The sequence below is a fragment of the Sphingomonas sp. 8AM genome, assembly GCF_902506455.1.
In the GTDB taxonomy this organism is placed as follows: Bacteria; Pseudomonadota; Alphaproteobacteria; order Sphingomonadales; family Sphingomonadaceae; genus Sphingomonas.
Map to the genome: position 1 here is coordinate 1,075,050 of NZ_LR733844.1, position 23,825 is coordinate 1,098,874.

Here is a 23,825-nt window from a genome sequence, read left to right on the forward strand (position 1 = left end):
CGTCTGTGCTTGAGGGCCACGCTGACGATGAAGGAAGGGCAGCGTCGGGTTACGGCGCCGGCCGCTCCGCCTGCGCTTCGGCGAGGATTACCGCGAACTTGCCCTCGGCGTCGGTCCATTCACGCACCGGCGTCCACCCGCCCGCGCGCAGCAGGATGCGCGCGTCGCGCTCGCCATATTTGTGGCTGTTCTCGGTATGGATCGATTCACCCGCCGCTATCGAAAAGTCACGCCCCTCGACCGTGAAGGCAACGTCGCGCGTCGCGACCAGATGCATCTCGATCCGCGCGCGATCGTCGTTCCAGCGCGCCTCATGCGAGAAGGCGTCGACTGGCACCGTGCCGTCAAGCTCGCGGTTGATCCGCTCGAGCAAATTGCGGTTGAACGCCGCGGTCACGCCCTGCGCATCATCATAGGCCGGAACCAGCACCGCCGGGTCCTTGATCCGGTCCATCCCGATCAGCAGCATCGCGCCCCCGTTGCTGTCGGCGCCCAGTGACGCCCGCATCGCGCGGAGCAGATCCACCGCCGCCAGCGGGATCAGATTGCCGATCGTCGACCCCGGAAAAAACCCCAGCTTTTTCGCCGCGCTGATCGTGTGCGGCAGCGTCAGCGGGCGCGTGAAATCGGCTTCGAACGGCAGCACCAGCAGCTCGGGGAAAGCGTCGGACAGCTCGCGCGCCGACTGCCGCAGGAAATCGCCCGAAATGTCGATCGGCACGTACGACGATGGCTTGACGCAGCGCAGCACGATCGGCGTCTTCGTCGACGAGCCCGAACCGAACTCGACCACCGCGCGCCCCTCACCGACGATCTCGCGCAGCTCGGGGCACAAGCTCTCGAGCACCGCCGTCTCGGTCCGCGTCGGATAATATTCGGGCAAGTCGGTGATCTGCTCGAACAACTCCGATCCGCGGTGATCGTAAAACCACCGCGCCGGGATCGCGCGCGGGCGGCGTTCGAGCCCGGCGAGCACATCGGCACGGAATTGCGGGTCGGCGAGCGTCACCTGCCCGTCCTCGATCTCAGGCTTCAGCATCAAAGGTCCTTTGCCAGCCGCACGCCGGTGAATTGCCAACGCTGGTGCGGGTAGAAGAAGTTGCGATAGCAGGCGCGCGTATGGCCACGCGGGGTCGCGCAGCTGCCGCCGCGCAGCACGAATTGCCCGTTCATGAACTTGCCGTTATATTCGCCGACCGCGCCCTCGACCGGGTGGAAGCCCGGATAGGGGCGATACGCCGATCCGGTCCATTCCCACACGTCGCCGAAGAATGCCGGTCCGCCGTCGGACGGCCGCGGCTCGATCGCCCCCGCGCCATCGAGCTGGTTCCCCGCACTCGCGTCATACGGCGCGGCGGCGGCTTCCCATTCGAATTCGGTCGGCAGCCGCGCGCCGGCCCAGGTGGCATAGGCGTCTGCCTCGTAGAAGCTGACATGCGTCACCGGCGCCGCCGGATCGATCGCACGCCGCCCGTCGAGCCCGAAGCGCGTCCACGCCCCCTCGCGATGCTCCCAGTAGAGCGGCGCGCCGACCCGCTCGCGCTGCACCCATGCCCAGCCGTCCGACAGCCACAGCCGCGCATCGCAATAGCCGCCATCGGCAATGAAGGCGGCCCATTCACCATTGGTGACGGTGCGATCCGCGATCGCATGCTTGTGGAGGAGGGTGCGATGCCGCGGCCCCTCGCAATCGAAGGCAAAGCCGCTGCTATTGTGACCGACCTCGACGATACGCTCGTCACTCTCGATCCACGCGATCGGCCCGGGCAACGCCACGGGTACCTTGCGCGCGGGCGACCAGACCGCCGGCTCCAGCGGGTTTTCCGAGAACAGGTGCAGCACGTCGGTGACGAGCAGTTCCTGGTGCTGCTCCTCGTGATGGCAACCCAGCGCGACCAGTTCCAGCGCCGCCGCGGGCAGCTCCGCGACTGCCGCCAGCACCGCCCCGTCGACCGCCCGCCGATACGCCAGCACCTCGTCCAGCGTCGGCCGCGTGATCATCCCGCGCCGCCCGCGCGTATGACGCCGCCCCTCGGCTTCGTAATAACTGTTGAACAGGAACGGAAACCGCGGGTCGTGCAGCGCATAGCCCGGCACATGGTCGCGCAGGACGAAGGTCTCGAAGAACCATGTCGTGTGCGCCAGATGCCATTTCGCCGGGGAGGCGTCGTCCATCGACTGGACGGTGGCATCGGCGTCGGACAGCGGGGCGACCAGCGCCTCGCTCAGCCGTCGCACCTGCGCATAGCGCCGTGCGAGCGGGTCAGACCCGACAATCCGCCGGGTGAGCGCTTCCATCGTCGTCCTCCTGCAGCCACCCGGGAGATCGGGCGCGCACGGGACTGCCCTAGGTTATCGGTTTGCCCCTGCCACCCACAGAACGTCCCCACCTGCGTTAAGGTTCACCGATCGACAGGCGACGAAAAGAAAATCCGACAGGCGGTTCAGATAGATCAGTGCCTGCGGGTTGGCATGCGGTGCGAGCGCGATCGCCGAGCGTTCGGCACGGCGCACGATCGCGCGCGCCAGATGCAGCGACGCCGCCGCGCCGCCGGGCAGGACGAAGCTGGTCAGCGGCGGAACATGCGCGTTGAGCGCGTCGATTTCCGCCTCCAGCCGTGCGACCTGCGCCGGCACGATCCGCAGCGTCATTTCGCCGGGCGCGTAATCGTCACCCGGTGTCGCGAGATCGGCGCCAAGGTCGAACAGATCGTTCTGGACGCGGGTCAACTGCTCGGTGAGCGCGTTGTCGCCCAGCGCGGCGATCGCCACGCCGATCGCGCTGTTCGCCTCATCGACATCGCCGATCGCCTGCACGCGCGCATCGGTCTTGGCGACACGGCTGCTGTCCGACAGTCCGGTCGTGCCCTCGTCACCCGTGCGTGTGTAGATGCGGTTGAGCCGTACCATCAGGTGCGACCGGCGGCGAACAGGATCACGACGACGATCAGCACCGCGAGCGCCTGATAGAAGATGCGCATCTGCATCATGCGGTTCGATTTGAGCTGCGCCGCGGTCGGCCCCTCGCCGCGCGCCTCGGCGGTGGCGCTCTGGAGGAACGAGATGATGCCACGCACCAGCGCGACCACCGTGGCGATCATCGCCGCGATCAGCAGGATGACGAGAAAGGTATTCATGAAGCGAAGCTAAGACGCGGGAGCGCAAACGGCAATGGTCATCCCTCGTCGCCCCTGCGGAGGCAGGGGCATATGTCTGTCGAGTTGAAGAGGAAGGCAGACACATATCGGCCCATCCATGTGTCAGACCGCCCACCAAGCCGACACAGCCATGGGCCCCTGCCTCCGCAGGGGCGACAGCTCGCGCGGTGGGGGGCGCGACCTCTCCACACGCAATCGCGCCACGCTCACAACCTTGCTTTCACAGCGCCCCTCACCCCGTCGCCCCTGCGCAGGCAGGGGCCCATGTCTGTCGAGTTGAAGAAGAAGGCCGACACCCATCGGCCCACCGATGTGTCAGCCCCCTCACCCGAACGAAGCAGCCACAGGCCCTGACTTCGCGGGCAAGCCGACGCCTAAACCACTCCTGTCCGCAATCTCGCCGCGACCGCGGCCCCGTCCTCCCCCGCCTCGCGCAACGCCGCCAGCGTCGGCGCGCCGTGCCGCTTCGCCAGCCGTTGACCGTCCGTCCCGACCAGCAGATCGTGGTGCCACCAGCACGGCACCGGCAACCCGAGCAACGCCTGCAACACGCGATGCACATGCGTCGCCTCGAACAGATCGCGCCCGCGCACCACATCCGTCACCCCTTGCGCGGCATCGTCGACCGTCACCGCGAGATGATAGCTCGCCGGCGCATCCTTGCGCGCCAGCACCACGTCGCCTTGCGCCAGCGCATCATTCGCCACCACCTTCGCATGATCGCGCCATGACAGGTCACCGCAGCGCGCCACCGCTGCGGCCATGTCGATACGCCAGCAATGCGGCGCGTCACGCGCCGGAGCATGGCGACACGTGCCGGGATAGACCGCCACCGACCCATGCGGCGCGCTCAGCGCCTCGGCGATCTCCGCACGCGTGCAATAACAACGATATAGCAGGTCCAGCTCACGCAGCCGCTCAAGGGCGGCAGCATAAACCTCCAGCCGCGCCGACTGGAACAGCACCTCCCCGTCCCATGTCAGTCCCAGCCAGCGCAGGTCCTCCACGATCGTCGCGACATGCTCGGGCCGACTTCGCATCCCGTCGATATCCTCGATCCGCAGCAGGAATCGTCCGCCACGGTCGCGCGCGACATCATGCGCCCGGATCGCCGAAAAGGCGTGCCCCATATGCAGCCGCCCGGTCGGCGAAGGCGCAAAACGGGTGACGACGCTCATGCCGCGCGATGTGCGCCGTGCCGCGCGTGCCGACAAGAGGGTGACGTTTGGCAATATCGCGCGTTAGGAAGCGCCTATGACCGAACGCACGCCCCCCGTCGCCGCCACCCGCCCGCACAGCTTCACGATGCATGGGATCACCATCGACGATCCCTGGGCGTGGCTGAAGGATCCGAACTATCCCGACGTCACCGACAAGGACGTTCTCGCCTATCTCGAGGAAGAGAACGCGTATTTCGAGGCGCAGGTGGCGCCGCACCGTCCGTTGGTCGACCGCCTTTACGAAGAGATGAAGGCGCGCATCAAGGAGGACGAGAGTAGCGTCCCCCAGAAGGACGGCGATCATCTCTACTGGGCCGCGTTCGAGACCGGCGGGCAATATCGCAAATGGTGGCGCAAGCCGGTTGCGGGCGGCCCCGACGAATTGCTGCTGGACGAACCCGCTCTGGCGGAGGGCAAGGAATATTTCCGGCTCGGCGCGCTGTCGATCAGCGAGGACGGGACGCTGCTTGCCTATTCGACCGACGAGGATGGGTCGGAACGCTACACGATCCGCTTCAAGAGCCTGAACGGCGCGGCCGACGCGCCCGAGGCGATCGAGTCCGCCGCCGGCAAATGGGGCGATACGTCGATCGAGGGCACGATCGGCAACATCGTCTTCACCAGCGACGGCAGCTGCATCCTCTACGGCCTCACCGACGATCAATGGCGGACGCGCACGATAAAATTCCATCGTCTCGGCACGTCCAGCGCCGACGACGTGACGCTCTACTATGAAGACGATCCGGTCTTCTCGGTCGGCGTCAGTCAGACGAGTGACCGCAAGTGGATCGCGCTCGTCGCCAGCAGCCACGATACCAGCGAAATCCGCCTCTACCCCGCCGACAACCCCTTCGCCGAACCGATCCTGATCGCGCCACGCCAGCCCGGGCGCGAGTATGACGTCGACACGCACGGCGACACGTTGTTCATCCACACCAACGACACCGACCCGATGTGGCGACTGGTCACCGCGCCGATCACCGCTCCCGGCGAATGGACCGAGCGGATCGCGCCAAGCCCGCATTTCTACATGACCGGCGTCGAGTGTTTCCGCGATTTCTTCATCGTCGAGGGCCGCGAAGACGGGCTCGACCAGATCGAGATCCACGCCTACGATCTCGTCGGCGAGCCCCGCCGCATCGCCTTCCCGGAAGCGAGCTACGCGGCCGGGCTCGGCGACAATCCCGAGTATAATCAGACGGTTCTGAGGCTCGGGTACGAGTCGATGGTAACCCCGGGCACCGTTTACGATTACGACACCGCGACCGGCAAACTCACCACCCTGAAGGTGCAGGAAATCCCCAGCGGCTATGACGCGGCGAAGTACGACACGCAGCGGCTGAAGATCACCGCGCGCGACGGCACTGCCGTCCCGGTGTCGATTGTCTATCCGCGCGACTTCCCGCGTGATGGCTCGCGGCCGTTGTTCCTCTATGCCTATGGCGCCTACGGCCATGCGATCGCACCGGGTTTCTCGACCGGCATCCTCAGCCTGCTCGACCGTGGCTTTGCCTATGCCATCGCGCACATCCGCGGCGGCGACGACCTCGGCCAGCAATGGTATCACGACGGAAAGCTCGAGAAGCGCACCAACACCTTCAACGACTTCGTCGACGTCGCGAAGGGATTGGTCGAGGAAGCCTGGACCAGCGCCGGGCGGATTGCGATCGCCGGACGCTCGGCGGGCGGCGAGTTGATGGGTGCGGTCGTCAACTCCGATCCGCAACTGTGGGGTGCGGTGATCGCCGACGTCCCGTTCGTCGACGTGCTCAACACGATGCTCGACGAGACGTTGCCGCTCACGCCAGGCGAGTGGCCCGAATGGGGCAACCCGATCGAGGACCGGGCAGCATTCGAATTGATCCGCAGCTACTCGCCCTACGACAATGTAAGGGCGCAGGATTATCCGCCACTGTTCATCTCGGGCGGTCTCAACGATCCGCGCGTCACCTATTGGGAGCCCGCCAAATGGGCCGCCAAGCTGCGCGCGACCAAGACCGACACCAACATCCTGCTGCTCAAGACCAACATGGGTGCGGGCCACGGCGGCAAGTCCGGTCGCTTCGAGAGCCTGCGCGAAGCCGCCGAGGAACATGCCTTCGTGCTGTGGCAATTGGGCGTCGAGGCATGACCGCCGCATGACGATAGAGGCGATCGTCGCGCGCTATGGGCTCGCCGCGCTGTTCGCCGGCGCGGCGCTCGAGGGCGAGGCCGCGGTGGTGGCGGGCGGCATCCTCGCGCACAAGGGGCTGCTGTCGCTGCCCCTGGCGATGCTCGCCGCCGGGCTCGGTTCCTACACCGCCGATCAGGCGTGGTTCTACGCCGGCCGGCACTTCCGCGACCACAGATGGATCGCCGCCGCGCGCGCCAGGCCCGCCTTCGCGCGCGCGGTCGCCGTGTTCGAGCGCCATCCTACCGCGTTCATCTTCGCCTTCCGCTTCCTCTATGGTCTGCGCACCGTCAGCCCGATCGCGATCGGCTCGACCAACGTCTCGGCGCGGCGCTTCGCAATCGTCAACGGTGTGTCGGCGACCTGCTGGGCGATCCTGTTCACCGGGATCGGCTTCCTGTTCGGGCACGGTTTCGAGCGATTGCTCGGCCGGATCGCCGCCGACCGGCATCTCTGGTCGACGGTCGGCGCGCTGATCGCCCTAGGCATCGCGTTCGGCGGCTGGCGCTGGTACAAGGCACGACACGCATGACCTTTACCCGGACCTTCACCGCGCAACCCGCCGACATCGACGAACTCGGCCATGTCAACAACGCCGTCTGGGTGCGCTGGATTCAGGAGCTGTCAGTCGCGCATTGGGCGGAGATCGCGCCGCCCGCGCATCAGGCCGCCTATGTCTGGATGATCACCCGCCACGTCATCGACTATCGCGGCAATGTCGTGGAAGGTGAGACAGTTACGGGCGAAACCTGGGTCCCGGACCCACCGCGCGGCGCGCGCTTCGACCGCCATTTCCGCTTCCTCGGCACCGACGGCAAGCTACGCGTCGAGGGGGTGACGACCTGGGCGTTGCTCGACCGCGCGAGCGGGCGGCTGTTGCGGATCACGCCAGAGATCGCCGCTCCGTTTCAGGCGTAGCGTCATTGCGAGCGTAGCGAAGCAATGACGAAGGCGGAGGCCGCTATGAACCCCCGCCCCCGAGCATCACGCGTTCGCCGGCTGCTTCTCGCCGATCACCTTCATCAGATCGTCGAACGACTTGGAAAAGCTCGCCACGCCCTCCTCGACCAGCGTCTTGGTCACGCCATCCAGATCGAGCCCAAGCCGCGCCTGTTCCTCGATCACGTGCCGCGCCTCGTCGACGCCCTCGGTCAGCGTCTGCGCCACCGTGCCATGATCGCGAAACGCGTCCATCGTCTTCGGCGGCATCGTATTGACCGTGTCCGGCCCGATCAGCTGGTCGACATACAGCGTGTCGGGATAATCGGGGTTCTTGGTCCCCGTCGACGCCCACAGCAAGCGCTGCGGCTGCGCGCCCTTCGCCGCCAGCTTCTGCCAGCGATCCGACGCGATGAACTCCTGGTACCAGGCATAGGCCAGCTTGGCGTTGGCGATCGCCACCTTGCCCTTCAGCGCCTTCGCCTCGTCGCCGCCCTTCCCGGCGTCGATCGCGTCGTCGATCTTGCTGTCGATCCGGCTGACGAAGAAGCTCGCCACGCTCGCGATCCGGTCGATCGGCATGTCCTTCGACACGCGCTCCTCCAGCCCCTCGACATAGGCGTAGGCGACCGCCTTGTACGCCTCGACCCCGAACAGCAGCGTGACGTTGACGTTGATCCCCTTGGCGATCGTGTCGCGGATCGCGCGCACGCCGTCGTCGGTGCCGGGGATCTTGATCATCAGGTTCGGGCGATCGACCGCCTGCCACAGCCGCTCGGCTTCCTCAGCGGTTTCCGGCCCCTTGAGCGCCAGATACGGCGACACTTCGAGGCTGACATAGCCGTCCTTCGAGTCCAGCCGGTCATAGACCGGGCGCAGCGTATCGCACGCCGCCTGGATGTCCTTGATCGCCTGCGATTCATAACGGTCCATCGGCTCGGCACCCGGACTGGCCTTGTCGAACTCGGCAAAGCCCGCATCATAGGCGTCGCCCGCACCCATCGCCTTCTCGAAGATCGTCGGGTTGGAGGTGACCCCGGTCAGCCCGTCCTCGTCGACCAGCTTCTTGAGACCGCCCTGTTCGAGGAACTTGCGATCGACGAAGTCCAGCCACACCGCGGTGCCGGCGTTGCTGAGGTCCTGTAGCTTGCTCATCCCGATCTCCAAACTCGTCGCCCCCGCGCAGGCGGGGGCCAATGTCTCTCACCACGAAGGGCAACGCTGATGGATATAGTGATGGGCCCCCGCCTTCGCAGGGGCGACGTTTACGCCATCACTTCCTTCGCCACCTTCACGACATTATCGACCGTAAAGCCGTATTTGTCCGCCAGCTTGGCGAGCGGCGCCGACGCGCCGAAGGTCGACATCGTGACCTGCCGCCCCTCATAGCCGACATAGCGATCCCAGCCGAGCGACCCGGCCATTTCGATCGCAACGCGCGCCTTGACCGCCTTGGGCAGCACGCTCTCCTTATAGGCGGCGTCCTGCAGTTCGTAGCGATACCAGCTCGGCATCGACACGACCCGCGCCTTCACACCCTCGGCGACCAGCTTCTCATAGGCCTGCACCGCCAGCGACACTTCAGAGCCGGTCGCGATCAGGATCACGTCCGGCCTCTCGTCGCCACCCGCCAGCACGTACGCGCCCTTCTCGACGCCATCAGCGCTCGCATACTTGCTGCGGTCAAGCGTCGGCAGCGCCTGCCGCGACAGGATCAGCGCCGCCGGGGTGCTCGCATCCTTCATCACCGCGCGCCAGGCCGCCGCGACCTCATTGGCATCGCCGGGACGGATCGTGTCGAGTCCCGGGATCGCGCGCAGCGTGGCGAGATGCTCGATCGGCTGGTGGGTCGGTCCGTCCTCGCCGACGCCGATCGAATCGTGCGTGAACACCCACACCGATCCGATCTCCATGATCGCCGACAGCCGCACCGGCGCACGCATATAATCGAGAAAGACAAGGAAGGTGGAGCCGTAGGCGCGCAGGTGCGACAGCGCCATGCCGTTCACCACCGCGCCCATGCCATGCTCGCGCACGCCGAAGTGCAGGTTCGTGCCGCCGTAATTGTCGGCCTCGAACGACGGCGCACCCTTGATGTCGGTCTTGGTCGACGGCGACAGATCGGCCGAGCCGCCGAGCAGCCACGGCACCTTCTTGACGATCGCGTTGAGCACCTTGCCGCCCGCGTCGCGGCTGGCGACGCCCTTTTCATCGGCGTCAAAGGTCGGGATCTCGCTGTCCCAGCCCTCGGGCAGCTCGTCCTTGAGCAGCAGGTCGAGTTCCGCCGCCAGCTCGGCATGTTCGCCGCGATACTTCTCATACAGCGCAACCCATTCGTCGCGCGCCTTGCCGCCGCGGTCCTTCACCGCCTTGCCGAATGCTTCCTTCACGCCCTCGGGCACGTAGAAGTCCTCGGCCGGCCAGCCATACGCTTCCTTGGTCTTGGCGATGTTCTCGGCGCCCAGCGGCTCGCCATGCGCCTTCTCACTGCCGGCGCGAGGGGAACCCCAGCCGATCACCGATTTGACGACGATCAGCGTCGGCGCCTCGGTTTCCTCACGGAACGCCTCAAGCGCCTCGGTCAGTGCCTTGATATCATTGGCATCATCGACATGAATGACGTTCCAGCCATAAGCGTGGAAGCGCGCGCCGACGTCCTCGTCGAACGCCAGATCGGTATCGCCCTCGATCGAGATCTGGTTGCTGTCGTAGATCCAGCACAGGTTGCTGAGCTTCAGATGCCCGGCCAGCGACGCCGCCTCGGCGGAGACGCCTTCCATCATGTCGCCATCGCCGCACACGACATAGACGTCATGGTCGAACAGCGCGAAGCCCGGACGATTGTAGCGCGCCGCCAGCCAGCGCTCGGCGATCGCCATGCCGACCGAATTGCCGCACCCGGCGCCCAGCGGCCCGGTCGTCGTCTCGACGCCGGTGGTGTGGCGATATTCCGGGTGGCCCGGCGTCTTGGACGAAAGCTGGCGGAACTGCTTGATATCGTCGAGCGACATCGCCGGCTTGCCGCTCTTCTGGCCGCTCGCGTCGATCTCCTCGACACCGGCGAGATACAGCAACGAATAGAGCAGCATCGAGGCATGGCCGACCGACAGCACGAAGCGGTCGCGGTTCGGCCAGTCGGCGTGCGCGGGATCGTAGCGGAGGAACTGCGTCCAGATCGTCCAGCCGACCGGCGCCAGCGCCATTGGCGTGCCGGGGTGGCCAGAATTGGCCTTCTGCACGGCGTCCATCGACAGCGTGCGGATCGTGTCGATCTGCAGCCGCTCCGGGCTGCCGTCCTCGTGGAAACCGGCGGGCGAGCTGGCGGTATCGGTCATGCAATCCTCATGTCGGGAGTCACGGGGTCGAACGCACCGGCGCGACGCCGGTTGCCGAGTCCCGTTTCCCTTAACCGTTGAGGTCCACGCGTTCCAGTCGCGTAACGACGCCGCGATCCGCGACATAGGTCGCATCCACCTCGTCGAGGAACAGCCCGTGCCCCAGCACGCCGGGCGTGGCGTCCAGCGCCTCCGCCAGCCACCGCGCGTCGGGAAAGGCGGCGAAACGTGCGTCGAGCACAATATTGCCATTGTCGGTTACGCCATTGCGCACCGTCACCGTCGCGTCGACCATCGCCAGCCGATCCACGGCATAGGCGCGCGCAAACGGCAGCACCTCGATCGGCAGCCTGGCCGCACCGATCGCCGCGACGCGCTTCGAGGCGTCGGCGATCACCACCATCCGCGTCGAGGCCGCCGCGACGATCTTCTCGCGGAGCATCGCCCCGCCCGCGCCCTTGATCGCCCACAGCCGATCGTCGATCTCGTCCGCGCCGTCGATCGTCAGATCGACGCGCGCGACCTCGGCGAAGTCGCGGACGACGATGCCGAGCGCCGCCGCCCGCTCGGCGCTGTCGATACTGGTCGCCACCGCGGTGACGCGAAGCCCATCGGCGACGCGCCGCCCCAGCGCCTCGATCGCAAAGCGCACCGTCGATCCGCTGCCCAGCCCGACCAGCATGTCGCGCTGCACCTCGCCCACCGCCGCGTCGGCCGCGGCCCGCTTGTCGTCGTCCTGGGTCATCATCACCTTAGCGCATCAACCCCGCCCCGGTTGCACCAATCGCTCCTTTCGTCATCCCGGACTTGATCCGGGATCCCGCTTGTTCTTGCACGCTCGCGACGAAGAAGCGGGGCCCCGGACCAAGTCCGGGGCGACGAAGGTGGGTAAGCTGTCGATCCAGAAGTTAGGCCGATCCCGCCGAGCCCCTCAAGAACGCGGGGCGAAGATCTTGCCGACCAGCAGCTCGGCTGCGCGCGCGAACGCTTCGCCGGGTTCGGTGCGCGCCGCCTCCGGCTTCGCCCCGTTAGCCTTCTCGCCCCGCTCCGCCGCCTTCGCGGCCTCGCGCGTCAACGCCGCGGTCGCCACCGCGCCGACCACTGCCGCCAGCGCCTGCTTGCCCGCCGGCCCCTGCACCTGCTCGATCAGCTTCTCGCCGGCCTTGCGCAGCTCCTTGGGCACCTTCACCCCCAGCACTTCCTTGGGCAGCTTGCCCTTCTTCTTCTTCGCCATCGCGTCGCGCCTCCAGACTGTAACATTCATATAAGACACCACCGCCGCCCCGCAACCGTCGTGCGTGTCGTGCGTCTTGCCGCAGTGCGGCGCCCGCCCCACATCGCGCGCTCGCCGCCGGGCTGGACGCGGCCGAACAGATATGGAACAAACTCCCTTATGGCATTGACGACGATCTCCGTCCGCGGCGCGCGCGAGCACAACCTCAAGGACGTGAGCGTCGATATCCCGCGCGATACGCTGACGGTCATCACCGGGCTGTCGGGGTCGGGCAAGTCGAGCCTCGCCTTCGACACCATCTATGCCGAGGGGCAGCGCCGCTACGTCGAGTCGCTGTCCGCCTATGCGCGCCAGTTCCTCGAGCTGATGCAGAAGCCCGACGTCGACCATATCGAGGGGCTGAGCCCTGCGATCTCGATCGAGCAGAAGACCACCAGCCGCAATCCGCGCTCGACGGTCGCGACCGTCACCGAGATCTACGATTACATGCGCCTGCTGTGGGCGCGGGTCGGCGTGCCCTATTCGCCGGTCACCGGCCTGCCGATCGCGGCGCAGACCGTCAGCCAGATGGTCGACCGCGTCATGGCGCTGCCCGAGGGCACGCGGCTCTACCTGCTCGCCCCCGTCGTGCGCGGCCGCAAGGGCGAGTATCGCAAGGAGCTGGCCGAGTGGCAGAAGGCGGGCTTCACGCGCGTCCGCATCGACGGCACGATCCATGAGATCGACGAAGCCCCCGCGCTCGACAAGAAGTACAAGCACGACATCGAGGTCGTGGTCGATCGCCTCGCGGTGAACGAAAACGCCGCCACCCGCCTCGCCGACAGTTTCGAGACCGCGCTCAAGCTCGCCGACGGCCTCGCCTATATCGACCCCGCCGACCCGGTCGAGCCGCGCACCCCCGAAAGCGTCGTCCTCGGTGACCACGCACCCCCGGGCCGCATCGTCTTCTCCGAGAAGTTCGCCTGCCCGGTCAGCGGCTTCACGATCTCCGAGATCGAGCCGCGGCTGTTCTCGTTCAACGCCCCGCAGGGCGCCTGCCCGGCGTGCGACGGGCTCGGCGAGAAGCTCGTGTTCGACGAGGACCTCGTCGTCCCCAACCACGAACTGTCGATCAAGAAGGGCGCGGTCGTCCCCTGGGCCAAGTCCAACCCGCCCTCGCCTTATTACATGCAGGTGATGGCCAGCCTCGCGCGCGAATTCGGCTTCTCGCTCGACACGCCGTGGAGCGAGCTGCACCCCGAGATCGCCGACAAGATCCTCTACGGCACCGAGGGCAAGGCGGTGACGCTGACCTTCATCGACGGCAAGAAGAGCTACGACGTCAAGAAGCCGTTCGAGGGCGTGATCGGCAACCTCAACCGCCGACTGCTCCAGACCGAGAGCGCGTGGATGAAGGAGGAGCTGTCCAAATACCAGTCGAGCCAGCCTTGCGAGGTCTGCAAGGGCGCGCGGCTCAAGCCCGAGGCGCTGGCGGTCAAGATCGCGAACGAGAACATCAGCCACGCCACCCGCATGAGCGTGGTCGACGCGCTCGCCTTCTTCACCGATCTCCCCAACCACCTCGGCGACCAGCAGCGCGCGATCGCCGAGCGCATCCTGAAGGAGATCATCGAGCGGCTCGGCTTCCTCAACAACGTCGGGCTCGACTATCTCAACCTCGACCGCACCAGCGGCACGCTGTCGGGCGGCGAGAGCCAGCGCATCCGCCTCGCCTCGCAGATCGGCAGCGGGCTGTCGGGCGTGCTCTACGTCCTCGACGAGCCGTCGATCGGCCTGCACCAGCGCGACAACGACATGCTGCTCGCCACGCTCCGCCGGCTGCGCGACCTCGGCAACACCGTGATCGTCGTCGAGCATGACGAGGATGCGATCCGCATGGCCGATTACGTGATCGACATGGGGCCGGGCGCGGGCGTCCACGGCGGGCAGATCGTCGCGCAGGGCACCGTCAAGCAATTGCTCAAGAGCAAGACCTCGGTCACCGCCGATTACCTCAACGGCACCCGCGAAGTCGCGGTCCCGGCCAAGCGCCGCAAGGGCAGCGGCAAGAAGCTCACCGTCCACAACGCCACCGCCAACAACCTGACCGGCGTCACCGCGTCGATCCCGCTCGGCACCTTCACCTGCATCACTGGCGTGTCGGGATCGGGCAAGTCGAGCTTCACGATCGACACGCTCTATGCCGCCGCGGCGCGCACGCTCAACGGCGCACGCATCCTCGCGGGCAAGCACGACAAGATCACCGGTCTCCAGCATCTCGACAAGGTCATCGACATCGACCAGTCGCCGATCGGCCGCACCCCGCGCTCCAACCCCGCCACCTATACCGGCGCGTTCACGCAGATCCGCGACTGGTTCGCCGGGCTCCCGGAGTCACTGGCGCGCGGCTACAAGCCCGGGCGCTTCTCGTTCAACGTCAAGGGCGGCCGCTGCGAGGCGTGCCAGGGCGACGGCGTACTCAAGATCGAGATGCACTTCCTCCCCGACGTCTATGTCACCTGCGACGTCTGCCACGGCGCGCGCTACAATCGCGAGACGCTGGAGGTGAAGCACAAGGGGCACAGCATCGCCGACGTGCTCGACATGACCGTCGAGGACGCCGCGTCCTTCTTCGCCGCCGTCCCGCCGATCCGCGACAAGATGGCGATGCTGGTCGAGGTCGGGCTCGGCTACGTCAAGGTCGGGCAACAGGCGACGACGCTGTCGGGCGGCGAGGCGCAGCGCGTGAAGCTCGCCAAGGAACTCAGCCGCCGTGCCACCGGCAACACGCTCTACATCCTCGACGAACCGACCACCGGCCTGCATTTCGAGGACGTCCGCAAGCTGCTTGAGGTGCTCCATGCGCTGGTCGAGCAGGGCAACACCGTGGTCGTGATCGAGCACAATCTCGACGTCATCAAGACCGCCGACTGGATCGTCGACCTCGGTCCCGAAGGCGGCGTGAAGGGCGGCGAGATCGTCGCCGCAGGCACGCCCGAGGAGGTGGTGAAGGAACCGCGTAGCTTTACGGGGAAGTATTTGCAACCGTTGCTTTCGAGGAATGATGACAGGCAACATGCGGCCGAGTAATCTGGCCCTGGGAGGGGCCGATGTTCTACATCCATATACTTCGTGTGAAATGTGAAGGCATGCCGCAAGGCGACTTTCTTCGTGAGGCAAGCGACCCTGTGTCTGTCATTGTACGATCGTTAGAGTCGAAGCCGACTGCGGATGTTGGGAGAGGATCAGAGTGGCACATCGGAAACGTAGAAAAAATTGACAAAAGCGGTGTCGGGTTTGCCATGGGTCGAACGCAAGCTGTCACAACACCACAGTTTGATTTGAGTACGCACAACTTCGTTGAAGAGGAGGCAATGCGAGCTCCGTTCACGCTCGGCGTGTTTGATAAAGAAACTCAGTCCTGCGGGATCATTCGCAAAGGTGGCGTTTCACAAAGCTCGAGTGAAATTGCCGGAAAACTGGCCAAGTTACTAAATTCCGCGCCCTATGCCAGAGAGTCAAACTACGAGATTGTAGTCGAACCAATTCCGGATCCCATCGACTTCATCTCTTCCGTCCGGGAAGCAAAAGCGGTCATTCGTTTTAGTTTCACGGTCACTTGGCCGAATCCACATGATGTTGACAGATTGATTCAGGGACCTGCGAAGGAGTTTACCAAAGAGGCTGGAGGCGAAAAAACACGCGTTGAGGTTGAAGGAGAAAGTCTCGATAAGGGCTTGATTGAGGACGTGGCCAAAGCTGTCGCAGCGGATGGGGAGCAGGCGTCCGCCAGCGTACGGACGGGAGAGGGTGGCCCGCCCAAGCGCGTACATCTGTCAGGGAATCCGGTGGTAGAGCGCGTTGAACCGTCACCTCACGAGTCGGTATTTTCGTCAATACTCGATGCTACGAAGCGAGCTTACCATAGGGTTCGAGGCCCAGTGGATTTGTAATGCAAACATTCTGGAAATGGTTGATACATCGCAAACCCGGATCACCCCGAGGCATGGAGAATATTGTCAATGGTTTTCTTCTGATTCATGTCGCCATTGCCACGGTCGCTACATTCCTTATCAAGTCCGACCCATTTACGTTTGCAGCGAAGGCGCTTTTCCCAGCATCCTCTATTCTAATTGGCATGTCGCTGGCATGGACTACACGGGCGTCTACACTTCTCCAATCTGCCGACCTTAGAGATGCCCTTTTCAGAAACGATCGGCGCGCCGAAGACTACGTATACGGCTTTCAGTTAGCCATACTCGTCATTATGCTAATGGTAACGTACGTTGCGATAATGGCGGGTGGGGGCTTATCAATAAATGTTTTTGGGCAGGAGACAGATTCGCTACTATCGGGATTCTGGCTTTATCTGCTTCTCAGCCTCGCCATGAGGGAGTGCTGGGGTGTGGTGAATTTTACTAACTTGCTAAGCCTTTTAGATTACAGGCGAAGCGAAAAACGCTAAGTCACAAACCCGCGGCCTTCCGAAGCGCCTCGTTCATCCGCCCCTGCCACCCCGGCCCGCCTTCGCGAAACTTCTCGATCACCTCGGGATCGAGCCGCAGCGTTACCTGCCTTTTCGGCACATCACCACTCGGCGGACGCCCGACCGGGCGCCACTTACCCGGCCGGACGACCTCGTCACCGAGACGCACCTCCGCCTCCGCGAACATCTCCTCCGTCCACTCCGGCGCGTCGTCAGGGTCAACCCAGTTGCCGGGCGAACCAGTGTTGCTCTCGCTCATTGCACTTCCTCATCGAGATGATGCGGCGGTGTCCGTCCACCTCCGCCCACACCACGACCACCAGTCGTTCGTTCAGCAATCCGAACGTCTGGAAGCGAGGTTCGGGATAGTCGAACCGGTCATCGGCTCGCGTCATCGTCAAACCGGCGAACATCTGCCCGGCATCGGCGAAGTCCAGCCCTCGTTCGGCCAATGTCTTCGCGCGTTTGGCAGGGTCGAAGCTGATCTCCACCGCGCAATTATGTAGCTACACAATCGGCAAGGTCAATGGCCCGCCGCGGCAAAGCCGCGTCGTCGGACGGCGCTCATAGCGCCGCCGGCCGAGCCCGCCGCACGGTGCCGCGCCGGTAGCTCCGCTACCGCCTTGCGCGGCGGGCTGTCCTACACCCTCCAACAAAAGCCACCCTCCCGCACCCTTTCCGCAGGAGGCGCACCACAATGACCGTCATGACCCCGATGGAAGGCATCACCGCCCCCGCCCGCCGCGCCACGACGCCGCTCCCATCCGTCACCCTCCTCACCGAAAGCACCCAATCCCGCCGCCACGACGGCTGGTCCGCCACCAACCAGCGCGCCTTCCTCGAAGCGATCGCCGAGGGCCACGGCGTCGACGCCGCCTGCGCGTGCGTCGGGCTGTCCGCCACCTCCGCCTATGCCTTCCGCCGCACCGCCAAGGGCGCGGCGTTCGCGCTCGGCTGGCGCGCTGCGTCGCTCGTCGCGCGTGAGGTCGTCGCCGAGACGCTGATGGTCCGCGCGCTCGACGGCCAGACCGACACCTACACCCGCGCCGACGGCTCCGTGGTCACCCGCCACCGCCACGACAACCGCCTCGCGATGAGCCTGCTCGCCCGCCTCGACCGGCAGGTCGAGGCCGCCCCCGACACCGACGTGAAGGCCGCACGGCTCGTCGCGCAGGAGTTCGACGCCTATCTCGATCTCGTCGCGGGCGGCGGCGGCGCGGCGCGCGCCGGGCTGTTCCTCGCGCAGCGCAGCGGCGCGCTCGATCCCATACGCGACGCCGCCGACGGCGACGCCGCCGCGCTCGCCCCGCTCTACGCGCTCGCCGCCGCGGACCGCTTCGCGCGCACCGGCCACGCCACCGCCGCCGACGTGCCGGTCGCCGATCTCGACCCCGCGCAGCGCCAGCACTGGACCGCCGAGCAATGGGCGCGCGCCGAGGCCGCCGGGCTGATCGCCTTCGCCGCCCCGCCCGCGCCGGAAGCACCCCCGCCGGCGCCTCAACTTTCGCAACATTCGGCCGGGCCCGCCGAGCCGGTGTGGTGGGACGACGAGGCGGAGGACTGGCGCACCTGCTTCCCGCCGCCCGCCGATTTCCTCGGCATCGAGGAAGGCGATCCCGCCGACCCCGATTACGAACGCTCGCTGACCGAGGCCGAGGAAGCGCTGATGGGCGACCCGCCCGAGGATACGGATGGCGCGCTGGTCGCCGATCTCGCGCGCGACCGCGACGCGTGGTTCGGCGCGCGCGCCGCGTCGTGCTGGCCCACCGACGCGACCGAACCCGCCGCCCCGCCTGAACCTTCGTGGTTCGCCGACGTTGCCCCCGCATCCTTCCACGACACAGGAACGTTTGCGACATGAGCATCTTCGGGGCGATCAAGAAGGCGATCTTCGGCGACCACGGCCCGCTCGGCGGTCAGTTCTCGGGCAAGAAGGATGCGCCCGCTGCCGCCCCCGGCGCGCCGGCCGCCCCTGCGGCACCCAGCCCCCCGCCGACCTTGCGACCCCGAATAGCGCGCTTTCCTCCCCGCCGCGCCCGCCCGCTTTCCGTGTCGCTTTTGATGCAACAGCGCGCCGCAGTCTCCACGAGGGCAGGAGGGGGGCGGATTTGGCGCGCCGCTGTGATGCGGATTGATGCACCCGGATGCGCTTTTCGGCGGGCGTGGGCAAATGGTCGAAACGCGGCTTGGCAGCGCCATTGTGGGTGCTGGTAGCGGGAAAAGCATGATCTTCCCGACATTGCCTCAGAACGACCCGGAAACCCGCAGAAAACAGCCGTTCTTCGATCATGTTCGAGGCATGACCTAACCCTGATCCCAGACAGCCGAAAACATGATGTCTAATGAATTCAGAAGCTTAGCGGTGCCGATCTGTCACCCTAAAAGGACATGATCAGATCATCATAACATCAGGGTATTTGTCATGCCTTAAGCCGTTGATTTTGCCGGTAAGTTAGGAAGGTCAGGGTTTTCCCGACCCATCCCTACAGGTTTAGCCGGGCGTCCCTAACTAGGCACAGCCGCCCATTGTCGGACCGGCGTGCTTGCCAGTCCAAGGCAGCACACGGCGCAAAGCGCACATGTGCTATTAATGGAGCGGGTGAAGGGAATCGAACCCTCGTCGTAAGCTTGGGAAGCTTCTGCTCTACCATTGAGCTACACCCGCGTGGCGATCCCGTTGCCATGAGGCAAAGGCGGCGTCAACGCGATTCGGCGCGGTAGTCCAGCACGAAGGCGACCACCGACGCCGCCGGCATCTCGCACGGCCGCAGCGCGACGCGTCGGCCGGCAAGACGATAAAGATTGAAGCTTACCCGCGCTGCGCCGCCGAGTTCCTCGCCGTACAGCCACACGCGCCGCCGGTCCGGGCTTTCGGCGAGCGTGACGCCCCAGCGCCGCCCGGCATATACGCCCTCGCCATAGCCGGGCGGCCAATCCTCGAGCGTGGCGAGGAAGGCCGCCGGGGGTGCGTCGTCAGTCGAGGTCGCTGTTGCCATGACCGTGGCCGACCGTCACCTTTGCGCCGGTGTCGGCGCCGCGGCCGCTACCCGCTTCCCACCAGTAAGGCAGGCGCTTGCGGTTCCCGGTCGCGACTTCGTTGAGCGTCGCCGCGTCGTACAGGCGGCCGCCCAGCATCACGCGGCTGATCTTGTCGCTGTTGCGGATGTCGGCGGTGGGATCGGCGTCGAGCACGACCAGATCGGCGAGCTTGCCGGGTTCGAGCGAGCCGACGTCCTTCTGGTAACCGAGCGAGGTCGCCGAGGCGATCGTGCCGGCGCGCAGCGCCTCGATCGGGGTCATTCCGCCGCGCACGAAGCTCCACAACTCCCAGTGCGCGCCGAGCCCCGGTTGCTGGCCGTGCGCGCCGATCGCGACGTGGATGCCCTTGTTGGCGAGCTTCCTGGCCTCGCGCGCGGTCGCGCCATCGACATAATCCTCCTCGGGCGCGATCGGGCGGCGTGCGTTCTGCGCGGCGAGCAGCGCGGGCGGAGCATGGCGGGTGAGCAAGGGGTGCCGCCATACGTCGCTGTGCGCGCGCCAGTACGGGTCACCCGCCAGCCCGCCGTAAGCGACGACCAGCGTCGGGGTATAGCCGACCGTGGTCTGCGCCCACAGGCTGAGCACATCATTGTAGAAATGTTCGAGCGGGACGTTGTGCTCGAGCGTCGAATTGCCGTCCGACACCAGGGTCATGTCGAGCGTGTAGAGCGAGCCGCCCTCGGGCACGACTTCCATACCCTCGGCCTGCGCGGCGGCGACGACCATCTGGCGCTGTTCGCGGCGCGGCTGGTTATAGTTCTTGACGCTGTGCGCGCCCTGCGCCTTCAGCCGGCGGACGATCGACAGCGCATCGTCGTAGCTGTCGATCTGCGCGTAAACGTCGGGGCTCTTCGCGCCATAGATCACCTCGCCGGTCGAGAAGGTGCGCGGTGCGAGCACCAGCCCGGCGGCTTGCATCTCGGCGGCGGGGAAGATCTCCGCCGAGCGCGACGACGGATCGTGGACGGTGGTGGTGCCAAGCGCGAGATTGGCCATCGCCGACCAGTTCTGCTGCGGGACCAACTCGTCGTCGCCCTGCGGTCCGTGCGCGTGCGCGTCGACGAAGCCGGGGACGATCGTCTTGCCGGTGACGTCGACGGTCGTCGCGCCGGCCGGGACCTGCACCGAGGTGCGCGGCCCGACCGCGACGATGCGGTCGCCGCGGATCATGACCGTGGCGTTATCGATGATACCGCCGTCGGTGCCGGCCATCGTCACGACGCGGGCGCCGGTGAGTGCGACCGTGCCGGTCGGCTTGGCGGCGGCGACGTCCATCGACAGCGATACGCCGGTGCGCGGCGCGGCGAATTTGGCGGCGTCCTCGTCGGCCGGCGCGGCGCGGAACAGCGCGGCGATGTCGGCGGAATAGAGCGTCGGGCCGGCGCTCCAGTGAATACGCTTGCCGTCCTGCGACCAGTTGATGAAGTCGGCCCCGTCGGCGCTGACCCGCGTCACCGGCAGCGCGCCGGACTTGGTATCGACCTCGACCGCCTGCGTGCCCGGCATCAGTGGCATGACGAAGGCTTCGTAGTTCTGGCGGAACGCGACGTAATCGCCCGCCGGCGAGATCTGGAAGTCGTTGACCAGCTCGCCCGCGGCATGGACGCGACGGTTCTCGCCCGACAGATCGGTGCTGACCAGCTGGCGCTTGTTGCCCTCGTTGACGATCAGGAACACGCGGTCGTTGGCGGTGCCGAATTGCGGTGAGGCGGCGTCTTTCGCGACTCGCACCGGCGCGCCGCCGGTCGCGGCGACGCGGTAGACGCCGGTGCCGGCGTTGCCGCGCGCGGCGGTCAGCTCGCCGCCCTCGCCCTGTTCGAAGACGATTGTCTTGCCGTCGGGCGAGAAGCGCGGACGACGATAATGGCCGGCGACATTCGTCACCGCCTTCGCCGCACCGCCGCTCGCCGCCACGGTGCGGATCCGGCCGAGCCCGGCGTCGGTCCAGCCCGTGAAGACGATCGTGCGCCCGTCGGCCGACCAGCTCGGCCACAGTTCCAGCTCGTCGGTGGCGCGTGTCAGCCGCCTGGGCGCGCCGCCCGCCAGCGGCTTGATCCAGAGTTTGCCGAGCGTCTCGAACACCACCTGCTTGCCGTCCGGCGAGACGGTCGCCCAGCGGGTCGCCTTGGTCATGAAGCGCGCGGGTGCGACCTCGACCTGCGGGTGGACCGCCTCGGCGATCACGCGCGTGTCGTCGACGTGGAACGGGATCACGCTCGCGCTGCGGCCGTCAATGCCGACGCGGCGCAGCTTGCCGCCCGACCAGAAGACGATGCCCTTGTCATCGGAAGTCCAGCTCATGTTCGGATAGACGCCGGTAACTGCCCACGTCTCCTGCACGTCGCGGTCGAGCGGGCCGTAGACGATCCGCTCGGCACCGGTGGCGAGGTCCTTGACCCACAATTTGGTGACATTGTCGTCGCGGCGGACGAACGCGATCATCTTGCCGTTGCGCGACGGGGTCGGGCGTACCGAGCCGCCGACGCCGCTGACCGCAGTCGTCACCTCGCCGGTGTCGATGTCATACCGTTCGATGTCGAACAGATCGGTGCGCGAATTCTGCGCATATTCAAAGATCGGCCCCGACGAGACATTGCGGGTGTAATAGATGCTCTTGCCATCCGGGGCGTAGATCGGCTCGCCGAGTTCCTTCTGCAGCACCTCGCTGGCGCGCTTGACGAGTTGCACCCCGCCGCCGCCCGAGACGTGGTAGAGCCACACCTCGCCGGTGCCGAGCGAGCGCCCGGTCGTGAAATGCTTCTTGGCGGCGATGAAGCGCCCGTCCGGGCTCCACGTCGGCTGGTTGAGCAGGCGAAAGTCTTCCTTCGTCACCTGACGCTTGTCGCTGCCGTCGACGTTCATCACCCAGATATTGTCGCCACCGCCGCGATCGGACGTGAAGGCGATCCGGCGCCCGTCGGGGGAGAAGCGCGGCTGATGCTCGAACGCCAGCCCCTCGGCGATGCGCGTCGGCGTGCCGCCCGCAATCGGCATCGTATAGATGTCGCCCAGAAGGTCGAAAGCGATCGTCTTCCCGTCAGGCGCGACGTCGACGTTCATCCAGCTCCCTTCGTCGGTCGTTATGCGCACCTGCTTCGTGCGCAGGCCACGCGGTGCGTTGACGTCCCATTTCGCGGGCTTGGCATCCTTCGCGCCAGCGGCGGTGGTTGCCGGGGCGGGGGGCGGAAGGGTGCCGGAAGAGTCCGGCGTCGACGCGGTTGCCTCATTCTCTGGCAGCTGGGTCTGTTCGACCGGCTTGTCCTGCGCGGCGAGCGGCGCGGCGAACAGGCACAAGGCGACGGCGGTCATGGCACGGAAGGTCACGATGAGAGATTTCCTCTGATACTTTCGCCATCGTGCCGCGATCCGCGCGACGCGTCACGTCCCAAATCGTCGCCCTGGCGATCATTGTGCGTCGCTTACGCGAAAGTGACCCGCGCCATAAAATGGATCAGCGCTAGTTGCGACAAACCGTGTCTAGGATGCACGTTCGTTTTGCAGGAAAATTGTGTGCCTGAATCTTTGCTGCTCCATCGTTTCGAGGAATTCCTGCCGCTGTCCGAACAGGACAAGGAGCGAGTGCGCTCGCTGGGCGAGCCGGCGACGTCGTTGCCGCGCCATGCAGTGCTGCGCCGCGAGGGCGAGGCGCCGCGCCACATCTATCTGCTGCTCAGCGGCTGGGTCGGGGCGTCGGTGCTGCTGCCCGGGGGCGAACGGCAGATCGTCAAATTTCACCTGCCCGGTGATATACTGGGAACTCCCAGCATGTGTCTGGCGCAGGCGGCGGATACGCTGACCGCGCTGACCCCGGTGACGATCAGCCGCGTGCCGTTGGCGGCGTTCGGCGCGCTTTTCGCCGGTTCGCCGCGCTTCGCCGCCGCGATGTTCCTTAGTGTGCAACGCGAGCGCGTCGCCCTGATGGACCGGCTCGCCGCCGTCGGGCGGACCCCGGCGATCGCACGCGTCGCGGCGCTGCTGCTTGATGTGGAGGAGCGATTGCGCGCGCTGGGCAGTGCGGGTGACAACGGCTTTGACATGCCGCTGACACAGGAGCAGATCGGTGACCATCTGGGGCTGACCGCGGTGCATGTGAACCGCGTCTTCCGTCAGATGGCCGAAAGCGGGCTCGTCGGGCGCGAGCGGCAACGGATCACGCTGCTCGATGTGCCACGTCTGCGGTCGATGTCGGCGCGGCAGCAACGGGTAATGACCCGCGACGCCGGCTGGATCCTTGGTGAAGGCACGATCTGACACGCTGTAGTTAA

The 23,825-nt window shown here is 66.2% G+C and carries 20 protein-coding genes and 1 tRNA gene; 7 read left to right on the forward strand and 14 right to left on the reverse strand.

Annotated elements, in window-relative coordinates:
• Positions 1-49: 49 nt before the first annotated feature.
• From egtD to gluQRS, 5 genes are all read right to left on the reverse strand, one after another.
• Entirely contained in the window at positions 50-1,039 is a 990-nt protein-coding gene (egtD, locus tag BACI71_RS05365) for an L-histidine N(alpha)-methyltransferase (protein WP_159756019.1), read from the reverse strand.
• Positions 1,039-2,298: an ergothioneine biosynthesis protein EgtB gene (gene egtB, locus BACI71_RS05370; RefSeq protein ID WP_159756022.1), complete on the reverse strand. Its 1,260-nt coding sequence runs from the start codon at positions 2,296-2,298 to the stop codon at positions 1,039-1,041. Before egtB ends, egtD begins: the two co-directional genes overlap by 1 nt.
• 54 nt (positions 2,299-2,352) lie before the next feature.
• A complete protein-coding gene (locus BACI71_RS05375; protein ID WP_159756025.1) occupies positions 2,353-2,910 on the reverse strand; it encodes a cob(I)yrinic acid a,c-diamide adenosyltransferase in 558 nt (185 codons plus the stop codon).
• The gene (locus BACI71_RS05380) at positions 2,910-3,137 is read right to left on the reverse strand and encodes a twin transmembrane helix small protein (protein WP_159756028.1); all 228 of its coding nucleotides are present in this window, start codon (positions 3,135-3,137) and stop codon (positions 2,910-2,912) included. Before BACI71_RS05380 ends, BACI71_RS05375 begins: the two co-directional genes overlap by 1 nt.
• 395 nt (positions 3,138-3,532) lie before the next feature.
• Positions 3,533-4,336: a tRNA glutamyl-Q(34) synthetase GluQRS gene (gene gluQRS, locus BACI71_RS05385; protein WP_159756031.1), complete on the reverse strand. Its 804-nt coding sequence runs from the start codon at positions 4,334-4,336 to the stop codon at positions 3,533-3,535.
• A 76-nt stretch (positions 4,337-4,412) separates the two neighbouring features.
• Between gluQRS and BACI71_RS05390 the strand changes: the two genes are divergently transcribed.
• The 3 genes from BACI71_RS05390 to BACI71_RS05400 are packed head-to-tail and all read left to right on the forward strand — an operon-like array spanning position 4,413 to position 7,466.
• A complete protein-coding gene (locus tag BACI71_RS05390) occupies positions 4,413-6,509 on the forward strand; it encodes a S9 family peptidase (RefSeq protein WP_159756034.1) in 2,097 nt (698 codons plus the stop codon).
• A gap of 7 nt (positions 6,510-6,516) precedes the next feature.
• Entirely contained in the window at positions 6,517-7,080 is a 564-nt protein-coding gene (locus BACI71_RS05395) for a DedA family protein (protein WP_159756037.1), read from the forward strand.
• Positions 7,077-7,466, forward strand: coding sequence for an acyl-CoA thioesterase (locus tag BACI71_RS05400; protein WP_159756040.1), 390 nt, complete (start codon positions 7,077-7,079; stop codon positions 7,464-7,466). Before BACI71_RS05395 ends, BACI71_RS05400 begins: the two co-directional genes overlap by 4 nt.
• Before the next feature lie 66 nt (positions 7,467-7,532).
• Here the strand turns inward: BACI71_RS05400 and tal are convergent, their stop codons facing one another.
• From tal to BACI71_RS05420, 4 genes are all read right to left on the reverse strand, one after another.
• A complete protein-coding gene (gene tal, locus BACI71_RS05405) occupies positions 7,533-8,642 on the reverse strand; it encodes a transaldolase (protein ID WP_159756043.1) in 1,110 nt (369 codons plus the stop codon).
• 110 nt (positions 8,643-8,752) lie between these two features.
• Positions 8,753-10,822, reverse strand: coding sequence for a transketolase (tkt, locus tag BACI71_RS05410; protein ID WP_159756046.1), 2,070 nt, complete (start codon positions 10,820-10,822; stop codon positions 8,753-8,755).
• A 70-nt stretch (positions 10,823-10,892) separates the two neighbouring features.
• Complete coding sequence (gene rpiA / locus BACI71_RS05415) at positions 10,893-11,570, reverse strand: ribose-5-phosphate isomerase RpiA (protein ID WP_159756049.1); 678 nt, start codon at positions 11,568-11,570, stop codon at positions 10,893-10,895.
• Between the two features lie 183 nt (positions 11,571-11,753).
• Positions 11,754-12,056, reverse strand: a complete 303-nt coding sequence (locus BACI71_RS05420) for a hypothetical protein (protein WP_159756052.1) — start codon at positions 12,054-12,056, stop codon at positions 11,754-11,756.
• A 159-nt stretch (positions 12,057-12,215) separates the two neighbouring features.
• Here BACI71_RS05420 and uvrA point away from each other — a divergent pair, with 159 nt between their 5' ends.
• Both uvrA and BACI71_RS05430 read left to right on the forward strand, forming a co-directional pair.
• Positions 12,216-15,125 carry an excinuclease ABC subunit UvrA gene (uvrA, locus tag BACI71_RS05425; protein ID WP_159756055.1) on the forward strand — a complete coding sequence of 970 codons (2,910 nt, stop codon included), beginning with the start codon at positions 12,216-12,218 and terminating at the stop codon, positions 15,123-15,125.
• A gap of 20 nt (positions 15,126-15,145) precedes the next feature.
• Positions 15,146-15,988, forward strand: coding sequence for a hypothetical protein (locus BACI71_RS05430; protein ID WP_159756058.1), 843 nt, complete (start codon positions 15,146-15,148; stop codon positions 15,986-15,988).
• A gap of 513 nt (positions 15,989-16,501) precedes the next feature.
• Here BACI71_RS05430 and BACI71_RS05435 read toward each other — a convergent pair.
• On the reverse strand, positions 16,502-16,780 hold the full coding sequence (locus BACI71_RS05435; protein ID WP_159756061.1) for a BrnA antitoxin family protein: 279 nt from the start codon (positions 16,778-16,780) through the stop codon (positions 16,502-16,504).
• The gene (locus tag BACI71_RS05440) at positions 16,740-17,012 is read right to left on the reverse strand and encodes a BrnT family toxin (RefSeq protein ID WP_159756064.1); all 273 of its coding nucleotides are present in this window, start codon (positions 17,010-17,012) and stop codon (positions 16,740-16,742) included. Before BACI71_RS05440 ends, BACI71_RS05435 begins: the two co-directional genes overlap by 41 nt.
• A 206-nt stretch (positions 17,013-17,218) precedes the next feature.
• Here BACI71_RS05440 and BACI71_RS05445 point away from each other — a divergent pair, with 206 nt between their 5' ends.
• Positions 17,219-18,382, forward strand: coding sequence for a hypothetical protein (locus BACI71_RS05445; protein ID WP_159756067.1), 1,164 nt, complete (start codon positions 17,219-17,221; stop codon positions 18,380-18,382).
• Positions 18,383-19,112: 730 nt separating this feature from the next.
• On the opposite strand, the gene BACI71_RS05450 is transcribed toward BACI71_RS05445, so the two are convergent.
• The 3 genes from BACI71_RS05450 to BACI71_RS05460 form a co-directional block, all read right to left on the reverse strand.
• Positions 19,113-19,186 (reverse strand) — tRNA-Gly (locus BACI71_RS05450).
• A 34-nt stretch (positions 19,187-19,220) separates the two neighbouring features.
• Positions 19,221-19,517, reverse strand: a complete 297-nt coding sequence (locus BACI71_RS05455; protein ID WP_159756070.1) for a hypothetical protein — start codon at positions 19,515-19,517, stop codon at positions 19,221-19,223.
• Positions 19,495-22,884: an amidohydrolase family protein gene (locus BACI71_RS05460; RefSeq protein ID WP_443018453.1), complete on the reverse strand. Its 3,390-nt coding sequence runs from the start codon at positions 22,882-22,884 to the stop codon at positions 19,495-19,497. Before BACI71_RS05460 ends, BACI71_RS05455 begins: the two co-directional genes overlap by 23 nt.
• 186 nt (positions 22,885-23,070) lie before the next feature.
• Between BACI71_RS05460 and BACI71_RS05465 the strand changes: the two genes are divergently transcribed.
• The gene (locus BACI71_RS05465) at positions 23,071-23,811 is read left to right on the forward strand and encodes a Crp/Fnr family transcriptional regulator (protein WP_236552826.1); all 741 of its coding nucleotides are present in this window, start codon (positions 23,071-23,073) and stop codon (positions 23,809-23,811) included.
• Positions 23,812-23,825: the final 14 nt, after the last annotated feature.

What these genes read in the sequence shown, in the direction of transcription:
- egtD (WP_159756019.1), bottom strand. Translation starts at nt 1,039, where the DNA reads ATGCTGAAGCCTGAGATCGAGGACGGGCAGGTGACGCTCGCCGACCCG.
- egtB (WP_159756022.1), bottom strand. Translation starts at nt 2,298, where the DNA reads ATGGAAGCGCTCACCCGGCGGATTGTCGGGTCTGACCCGCTCGCACGG.
- BACI71_RS05375 (WP_159756025.1), bottom strand. Translation starts at nt 2,910, where the DNA reads ATGGTACGGCTCAACCGCATCTACACACGCACGGGTGACGAGGGCACG.
- BACI71_RS05380 (WP_159756028.1), bottom strand. Translation starts at nt 3,137, where the DNA reads ATGAATACCTTTCTCGTCATCCTGCTGATCGCGGCGATGATCGCCACG.
- gluQRS (WP_159756031.1), bottom strand. Translation starts at nt 4,336, where the DNA reads ATGAGCGTCGTCACCCGTTTTGCGCCTTCGCCGACCGGGCGGCTGCAT.
- BACI71_RS05390 (WP_159756034.1), top strand. Translation starts at nt 4,413, where the DNA reads ATGACCGAACGCACGCCCCCCGTCGCCGCCACCCGCCCGCACAGCTTC.
- BACI71_RS05395 (WP_159756037.1), top strand. Translation starts at nt 6,517, where the DNA reads ATGACGATAGAGGCGATCGTCGCGCGCTATGGGCTCGCCGCGCTGTTC.
- BACI71_RS05400 (WP_159756040.1), top strand. Translation starts at nt 7,077, where the DNA reads ATGACCTTTACCCGGACCTTCACCGCGCAACCCGCCGACATCGACGAA.
- tal (WP_159756043.1), bottom strand. Translation starts at nt 8,642, where the DNA reads ATGAGCAAGCTACAGGACCTCAGCAACGCCGGCACCGCGGTGTGGCTG.
- tkt (WP_159756046.1), bottom strand. Translation starts at nt 10,822, where the DNA reads ATGACCGATACCGCCAGCTCGCCCGCCGGTTTCCACGAGGACGGCAGC.
- rpiA (WP_159756049.1), bottom strand. Translation starts at nt 11,570, where the DNA reads ATGATGACCCAGGACGACGACAAGCGGGCCGCGGCCGACGCGGCGGTG.
- BACI71_RS05420 (WP_159756052.1), bottom strand. Translation starts at nt 12,056, where the DNA reads ATGGCGAAGAAGAAGAAGGGCAAGCTGCCCAAGGAAGTGCTGGGGGTG.
- uvrA (WP_159756055.1), top strand. Translation starts at nt 12,216, where the DNA reads ATGGCATTGACGACGATCTCCGTCCGCGGCGCGCGCGAGCACAACCTC.
- BACI71_RS05430 (WP_159756058.1), top strand. Translation starts at nt 15,146, where the DNA reads ATGTTCTACATCCATATACTTCGTGTGAAATGTGAAGGCATGCCGCAA.
- BACI71_RS05435 (WP_159756061.1), bottom strand. Translation starts at nt 16,780, where the DNA reads ATGAGCGAGAGCAACACTGGTTCGCCCGGCAACTGGGTTGACCCTGAC.
- BACI71_RS05445 (WP_159756067.1), top strand. Translation starts at nt 17,219, where the DNA reads ATGACCGTCATGACCCCGATGGAAGGCATCACCGCCCCCGCCCGCCGC.
- BACI71_RS05455 (WP_159756070.1), bottom strand. Translation starts at nt 19,517, where the DNA reads ATGGCAACAGCGACCTCGACTGACGACGCACCCCCGGCGGCCTTCCTC.